7 protein-coding genes are annotated in these 7,008 nt (G+C 65.1%); 4 read left to right on the top strand and 3 right to left on the bottom strand.

Translation table 11 applies throughout. The features are described 5' to 3' along the window. Positions 1-64: 64 nt before the first annotated feature. Entirely contained in the window at positions 65-1,111 is a 1,047-nt protein-coding gene (locus AX725_RS12790) for a helix-turn-helix transcriptional regulator (protein ID WP_060978665.1), read from the bottom strand. On the opposite strand from AX725_RS12790, the gene cysD reads away from it, so the two are divergent. From cysD to AX725_RS12805, 3 genes are read left to right on the top strand one after another with little or no spacing between them, the layout of a single operon-like run. Continuing rightward, positions 1,110-2,111, top strand: a complete 1,002-nt coding sequence (gene cysD / locus AX725_RS12795; protein ID WP_208597953.1) for a sulfate adenylyltransferase subunit CysD — start codon at positions 1,110-1,112, stop codon at positions 2,109-2,111. The genes AX725_RS12790 and cysD overlap by 2 nt on opposite strands. After that, on the top strand, positions 2,111-4,030 hold the full coding sequence (gene cysN / locus AX725_RS12800) for a sulfate adenylyltransferase subunit CysN (RefSeq protein ID WP_060978663.1): 1,920 nt from the start codon (positions 2,111-2,113) through the stop codon (positions 4,028-4,030). Before cysD ends, cysN begins: the two co-directional genes overlap by 1 nt. Beyond that, entirely contained in the window at positions 4,027-4,767 is a 741-nt protein-coding gene (locus tag AX725_RS12805; RefSeq protein ID WP_060978662.1) for a 3'(2'),5'-bisphosphate nucleotidase CysQ, read from the top strand. Before cysN ends, AX725_RS12805 begins: the two co-directional genes overlap by 4 nt. 3 nt (positions 4,768-4,770) lie before the next feature. Here the strand turns inward: AX725_RS12805 and AX725_RS12810 are convergent, their stop codons facing one another. Next, positions 4,771-5,550, bottom strand: coding sequence for a Coq4 family protein (locus AX725_RS12810; RefSeq protein ID WP_060978661.1), 780 nt, complete (start codon positions 5,548-5,550; stop codon positions 4,771-4,773). Positions 5,551-5,640: 90 nt separating this feature from the next. Beyond that, positions 5,641-5,820, bottom strand: coding sequence for a DUF1674 domain-containing protein (locus AX725_RS12815; RefSeq protein ID WP_060978702.1), 180 nt, complete (start codon positions 5,818-5,820; stop codon positions 5,641-5,643). Between the two features lie 138 nt (positions 5,821-5,958). Between AX725_RS12815 and AX725_RS12820 the strand changes: the two genes are divergently transcribed. After that, positions 5,959-6,834, top strand: coding sequence for a M48 family metalloprotease (locus AX725_RS12820; RefSeq protein ID WP_060978660.1), 876 nt, complete (start codon positions 5,959-5,961; stop codon positions 6,832-6,834). The last annotated feature ends 174 nt before the right edge of the window (positions 6,835-7,008 follow it).

The following is a 7,008-nucleotide window of genomic DNA, read 5'->3' on the forward strand; positions in this document are numbered from 1 at the left end:
TGCCGGTCAATGCCCCCCATTGCCGATTTGCGATAAATTGCAGCGCCTTATCTGCCTTGCGCGCTCAGCTCAGCGCCAGCACGCTGGTCATCACCACACGGACCAGTTCGGCATGGCCGCTCGCGCCGGTCTTGGCGTAAATTTTCTTCGAATAATTGCGCGCGGTTTCCTCGCTCAGCCCGAGCGCCGCGGCGGCGTCCCTGATGCTGGTCGCCTGAGCGAGCAGCCAGGCCAGCCGCGCCTCGCTGGGCAACAGGCCGAACATGTCGACCAGTTGCTCGCAGCGATCCGCCTGACTGCGCCGGTCGCCGCTGACATAGACGATGACGCTCGCCGAACGATGGCCCGATATCGTCTCGCCCTGGAGCGGCGCGACCAGCATGTCGAGCCAGGGATCACGGCTGAGATTGATCGCCAGCGGGCGCACCGTCTTCCCGGCGGCAACTTGCTTCAGATAGCCGGTGAGCTGCCGGTCCACAGCCGGGTCGGCGGGCACCAGCCGGTCATAGCGCCCACGCCGGATCAGGCTGCCCCATTGGAACATCTGTCCGGCATTCTCGCTCGCCTCGACGATCCGCCCCTGGGCATCGAGCGTCAGCCAGCCGATGTTCAGCCGATTGAACGCCTCACCGGTCACCGCCGAGCGGAAGCGCTCGCGCTCGAGTGCTGCGAAGCTCCGTAGCGCGATCTTCAGGTGGGGCGCCAGCGCCAGCACCAGCGCGCCCGCAGCCGAGCCCAGATCTCTCTCCCCAGCACAGGCGAGCCAGCCGTCGACGCCGCTCGGTTCGGTCACCCGCACAGCGCGCAGCGCCTTGATCCGCGCGGCTGCCAGTGCCTCGCGATCGGTGGCACGGGCCAGATCGATCAACTCTTCCAGCGCATAACTTCGGCCCTCCCGCATCGCGGCGCTCACCAGCAGGCGTCGTAGCGCGCCCGCTGGTCCCTCGCCCGCCACGAGCTCTGCAACATCGCTCTGCCCCGTCGGACGGATCGCCAGCAGCGTCAAGGCAGCCCCCGTGCTGGCGCGAAGACGGTGCAGAAATCCGTCCCAGAGCGGTGCCTGGAACATGCCCTCATGGAGAGATTCGAGCAGACCGGGATCGAAACGCATGAATTTTCTATACCCTCCCAAATGGGAGGTTCAAGACAGATGTTGGCGTGCCATCTGCGCGGCATCCCAGCACGGAGCTCTGCCGATGACCCGCACCCTCACCCATATCGAGCGCCTCGAGGCGGAAGCGATCCACATCATGCGCGAGGTGGTGGCGCAGGCGGAAAAGCCGGTGATGCTCTATTCGGTGGGCAAGGACAGCGCGGTGATGCTGCATCTGGCGCGCAAGGCCTTCTTCCCCTCGCCCCCGCCCTTCCCGCTGCTGCATGTCGACACCACCTGGAAGTTCCAGGATATGTACAAGCTGCGCGACACCATGGCGCGCGAGAGTGGCATGGAACTGCTGGTCTATCAGAACCCCGAAGCCGCCGAGCGCGGGATCAACCCCTTTGACCATGGCCCGCTGCACACCGACATGTGGAAGACCGAGGGGCTGAAACAGGCGCTCGACCTGCACGGCTTCGATGCGGCGTTCGGCGGCGCGCGGCGCGACGAGGAGAAGAGCCGCGCCAAGGAGCGCATCTTCTCGTTCCGCACCGCCAGCCATGGCTGGGACCCCAAGAACCAGCGCCCGGAGCTCTGGAACCTGTATAACGCCCGCAAGAACAAGGGCGAGAGCATCCGCGTCTTCCCGATCAGCAACTGGACCGAGCTCGATATCTGGCAGTACATTCAGCTGAACGACGTGCCGATCGTGCCTCTGTATTTCGCGGCGATCCGCCCGACCTTCGAATGGGAGGGCCAGTTGTTCATGGCCGATGACATCCCTCGATTGGAAAAGGTGCTGGGCTACACGCCCGAGATCACCAACCGCTCGATCCGCTTCCGTACCCTGGGCTGCTTCCCGCTGACCGGCGCTGTCGAAAGCACGGCCAGCACCCTGCCCGAGGTGATCCAGGAAACCTTGCTCACCACCACGTCCGAACGCCAGGGCCGCGTGATCGACAAGGACGCGGGCGGTGCGGGGATGGAGAAGAAGAAGCAGGAGGGCTATTTCTGATGGAAACCGCCGACCAGACCCCCGTCTACCAGACAGACGCCCTGATCGCCGAGGACATCCTCGCCTATCTCGACAAGCACCAGCACAAGACGATGCTCCGCTTCATCACCTGCGGGTCGGTGGACGACGGCAAGTCGACGCTGATCGGGCGGCTGCTCTATGACAGCAAGATGATCTTCGAGGATCAGCTGGCCGCGCTGGAAGCCGACAGCAAGCGCGTCGGCACGCAAGGGCAGGAGATCGATTTCGCGCTGCTCGTCGACGGCCTTGCTGCAGAGCGCGAACAGGGCATCACCATCGATGTCGCCTATCGCTTCTTCTCGACCGAAAAGCGCAAGTTCATCGTCGCCGACACGCCGGGGCACGAACAGTATACGCGCAACATGGTCACCGGCGCCTCGACGGCAGACCTTGCCGTCATCCTGATCGACGCGCGCAAGGGGGTGCTGACGCAGACGCGGCGGCACAGCTATCTCGCGCACCTGATCGGCATCCGCCACATCGTGCTGGCCGTGAACAAGATGGACCTGATCGGCTACAGCCAGGCGCGGTTCGACGAGATCGTCGCAGAATATCGCGAGTTTGCAGCATCCATCGGCATCGGCGATTTCGTGGCGATGCCGATCAGCGGCTTCAAGGGCGACAATATCACCGCGCCCTCGCCCAACACGCCCTGGTATTCAGGGCCCAGCCTGGTCGAGCATCTGGAAACGGTCGAGGTCGACAGCGCCACCGATCAGGCAAAGCCTTTCCGCATGCCGGTGCAATGGGTCAACCGTCCGAACCTCGATTTCCGGGGCTTTTCCGGCCTGATCGCGGGCGGCACGGTGAAGCCAGGCGATGCGGTGCGGGTTTTGCCCTCGGGCAAGACCAGCACGGTCAGCCGCATAGTCACGCTTGATGGCGATCTCGACGGTGCCGTCGCAGGCCAGTCGGTGACGATCTGCCTCGCCGACGAGATCGACTGTTCGCGCGGCGATGTGATTGCGACCGCCGACCAGCCGCCTCAGGCCGCCGACCAGTTCGAGGCGACCATCGTGTGGATGGATGACGACGCCATGCTCGTCGGGCGGTCCTATTGGCTCAAGCTCGGCACGCAGACCGTGTCGGTGACGGTGCAGCAGCCCAAATATACCGTGAACGTCAACACGTTGGAGCATCTGGCGTGCAAAACGCTGGAGCTCAACGCGATCGGTGTCGCCGAGATCGCGACCGACAAGCCCTTGGTGTTCGAACCCTATGCCGAAAGCCGGACGCTGGGCGGCTTCATCCTGATCGACAAGCTGACCAACCGGACCGTCGGCGCAGGGATGCTGCACTTTGCGCTGCGCCGCGCGCAGAACGTGCACTGGCAGGCGACCGACATCACCCGCGAGGTGCATGCGTCGTTGAAGAACCAGAAGCCCAAGGTGCTGTGGTTCACCGGGCTGTCGGGTTCGGGCAAGTCGACCATCGCCAACGAGGTGGAAAAGCGGCTCAACCTTATGAACCGCCACACCTTCCTGCTCGATGGCGACAATGTCCGCCACGGCCTGAACCGCGATCTCGGCTTTACCGAGGCCGACCGGATCGAGAATATCCGCCGCGTCGGCGAGGTTGCCAAGCTGATGGCCGATGCCGGGCTGATCGTGCTGACTGCCTTCATCAGCCCGTTCCGCGCCGAGCGCGAGATGGTGCGCAAGATGCTGCCCGAGGGCGAATTCGTCGAGATTTTCGTCGATACGCCATTGGAGGTCGCCGAGGCGCGCGATGTGAAGGGGCTGTACAAGAAGGCCCGTTCGGGCACGCTCAAGAATTTCACCGGCATCGACAGCCCGTACGAGCCGCCCGAGGATCCGGACATCCGCGTCAACACGGTCGAGATGACGCCGGAGGAAGCCGCCGAACATATCGTCCGCCAGCTGATGCCGCTCAAATGAGCATGACCGACGCCGAACTTGCCGCGCATCTGGCGCATGCTGCGGGGCAGACGCTGCTGGCGGTACGCATGTCGAGCGGGCTGGAAGGCCAGTCGCTCGGCAAGGCGGGTGATGCTGCCGCCAATGCCTTTCTGTGCGAGGCGCTGCGACGTGAACGCCCCGATGACGGGCTGTTGAGCGAGGAGGAGAAGGACAATCCCGCGCGGTTGGACAAGAGCCGCGTGTGGATCGTCGATCCGGTCGACGGCACCCGCGAATATGGCGAGGCGCGCGCCGACTGGGCGGTGCATGTCGCGCTCGCAGTCGATGGCGTGGCGACGATCGGCGCGGTGGCCCTGCCGGGGCTCGATCTGGTCCTGCGATCCGACCAGCCGCAGCCCCTGCCCCCCGGCGCGCCGATCCCGCGCATGTTGGTCAGCCGCAGCCGCCCGGCCAGGGAAGCATTGGCGGTGGCGGAAATCCTGGGCGCGGAACTCGTGCCGATGGGCAGCGCCGGCGCCAAGGCGATGGCCGTGGTGCGCGGCGAGGCGGAAATCTATCTCCACACCGGCGGGCAATATGAATGGGACAGCTGCGCCCCTGTCGCTGTCGCTGCCGCGCACGGTTTGCACGTCAGCCGCGCCGATGGCGCGCCGTTGGTCTACAACCAGGCGGACACTTACATGCCCGACCTGCTGGTCTGTCGGCCGGAATGGGCCGAGCGCGTCCTCGCGGCCATGCGTTCGCTGCCGGGCTGACCGTCAGGCGGGCTGAGGATTGCCGAGCAGATTATACGGATCGATGCCGCGCGCGCGCAGCCGCTCGTGCGCCAGGGCGTAATATCGCGGTTCATCGATGTTCAGCCGCTTGCGCGCCGCGGCCAGCGGCTCGGCGAGCAGCGACAGCATCGGCTGTTCGGCAATGCGCGGGCAGGCCCTGCCCAGCCTTTTGGCTTCGCCGACCGCCTTCAGCACCGGGGCATCGCTGCCGATCGTGCGCCGGATATTGAGCGCGGCCATATAGGCGATGAAGATATTGCCGGGCGACGGGTTCTGGCCATAGGTGAAGGCCAGCACCGACGCTTCGCCCAGCGCGTCGCGGCCATAGCCGGTCAGCACATGCAGCAGGTCATGCGTGTCGCGCAGCCGGTTGACATACCATTCGACCATGTCGCCATAACGGCGATTGCCCTGGAACCGGTCATATTCAGCGACCAGCCCGGCAGCCGACAGCCCCTCGCGCTCCATGAAATCGACATAGGCATGCGCGACGCTGCCCTTGGGCATGGCGCGCAGCCGAGCATGATCGTCGAGAATGTCGGGAAGATAAGGCTCGCTGATCCGCAGCTGCCGCCCGAAATCGCTGTACACGAAGGCCCGGATCTCATCGACCAGCTTCAACCGCGGCAGGCACTGGAAGATGTGGAAGACCTGCTCGGTATCTTCCTTGTCCGCAATCAGCTTGCGAAAATGGTGCATGGCCCGGAACGGGCGGAACTTCGGCACGGGCCGCTCGGGATGACGGAATATCGGCTCGGACATGGTCAACCTTTCTCGCCCTCTCACTGACAATCGTGTCAATAGCATGCGGCGCAAAGGTTGAAAAGTCGTGTCATCGCCGGTGACACATCATCAGAAGTCGATCGCGATACCCTTGTGCTCCCAGTCGCCGAAACGGGTCGGCCCCTTGGCGGCCTCCTCGGCATCGCCCTCGGCGATCGGCTGGGGCACGGGCACGGGCGGCGATTTGCCCCAATGCGCGGGCGGCTTGACATGATCGGGGCGGCGCGTCGCGCGGGGGGTATCTGGCATGCTGCGTCCCTTGGGCTGGGCCGCCCGATCGATTGAAAACCGGCGCGGCATTCCTACATTTCTTGCGGGCATATGGGGCGTGCCGGGCGCGATGTGAAGCACCGGGCATGCAATGTCAGACAAGGATTTTGAACCGAGATGAACGGACTTAAGACCACCATGCTGCTGGCAGCGCTGACCGCGCTGTTCATGGCCTTGGGCTATACGCTGGGTGGATCGGTTGGCGCGGTGATCGCGCTGCTGGTCGCGGCGGGCATGAACCTGTTCACCTTCTGGAATGCCGACAAGATCGTGCTGAAAATGCACAATGCCGTCGAGGTGAGCGCTGAGAGCCACCCGGATTTCTACAATCTGGTCGCCCGTCTGGCCGAGCGCGGCGGACTGCCGATGCCGCGCGTCTATATCATCGATCAGGCTGCGCCCAACGCCTTCGCCACGGGGCGGAATCCTGAAAACGCCGCTGTGGCTGCGACCACGGGCCTGCTGCAGATGCTGAGCCGCGACGAGGTGGAAGGCGTGATGGCGCACGAACTGGCGCATGTGAAGAACCGCGACACGCTGATCATGACCATGGTCGCGACGATCGCCGGCGCGGTGTCGATGCTCGCCAATTTCGGGCTGTTCTTCCGCGACGACAATCGCAACCCCTGGGCGGCGATGCTGGCGGTCTTCGTCGCGCCCTTTGCCGCGATGATCGTGCAGATGGCGATCAGCCGGACGCGCGAATTCGGCGCGGATCGCGGCGGTGCGGAGATCAGTGGCAAGCCGCTTGCGCTCGCCTCGGCGCTGGCGCAGATTTCGAACCAGGCGCAGCGAATTCCCAACCCGGTGGTCGAGCGCAACCCGGCGGCGGCGCAATTGTACATCGTGCCCTCGGGGGTGCGCGCGCTGTTCTCGACGCATCCCGATACCGGCGACCGCATCGCCGCGCTGGAGGCGATCGCGCGCGAACAGGGCAGCGCCCCGCCTCCCCCCCGCCGGGGCAGCGCGCTTGATCCGCTGGGCAGGCGGTGAGCCCATCCAAAATCCTGCCCGAGCTCGTCTCGGGGAGGGGGACCGCTGACCGCAGGTCAGTGGTGGAGGGGTAGCGGGATGGCACAATGGTCCATCGCGGCAACATCCCGCTGCCCCTCCACCACCCGCTTCGCGGGCGGTCCCCCTCCCCCAGCAAGCTGTGGGAGGATTTGA

Source organism: Blastomonas sp. CCH9-A1 (assembly GCF_001557175.1).
In the GTDB taxonomy this organism is placed as follows: Bacteria; Pseudomonadota; Alphaproteobacteria; order Sphingomonadales; family Sphingomonadaceae; genus Blastomonas; species Blastomonas delafieldii_A.

What these genes read in the sequence shown, in the direction of transcription:
- AX725_RS12790 (WP_060978665.1), bottom strand. Translation starts at nt 1,111, where the DNA reads ATGCGTTTCGATCCCGGTCTGCTCGAATCTCTCCATGAGGGCATGTTC.
- AX725_RS12810 (WP_060978661.1), bottom strand. Translation starts at nt 5,550, where the DNA reads ATGTCCGAGCCGATATTCCGTCATCCCGAGCGGCCCGTGCCGAAGTTC.
- AX725_RS12820 (WP_060978660.1), top strand. Translation starts at nt 5,959, where the DNA reads ATGAACGGACTTAAGACCACCATGCTGCTGGCAGCGCTGACCGCGCTG.
- cysN (WP_060978663.1), top strand. Translation starts at nt 2,111, where the DNA reads ATGGAAACCGCCGACCAGACCCCCGTCTACCAGACAGACGCCCTGATC.
- AX725_RS12805 (WP_060978662.1), top strand. Translation starts at nt 4,027, where the DNA reads ATGAGCATGACCGACGCCGAACTTGCCGCGCATCTGGCGCATGCTGCG.
- AX725_RS12815 (WP_060978702.1), bottom strand. Translation starts at nt 5,820, where the DNA reads ATGCCAGATACCCCCCGCGCGACGCGCCGCCCCGATCATGTCAAGCCG.
- cysD (WP_208597953.1), top strand. Translation starts at nt 1,110, where the DNA reads ATGAATTTTCTATACCCTCCCAAATGGGAGGTTCAAGACAGATGTTGG.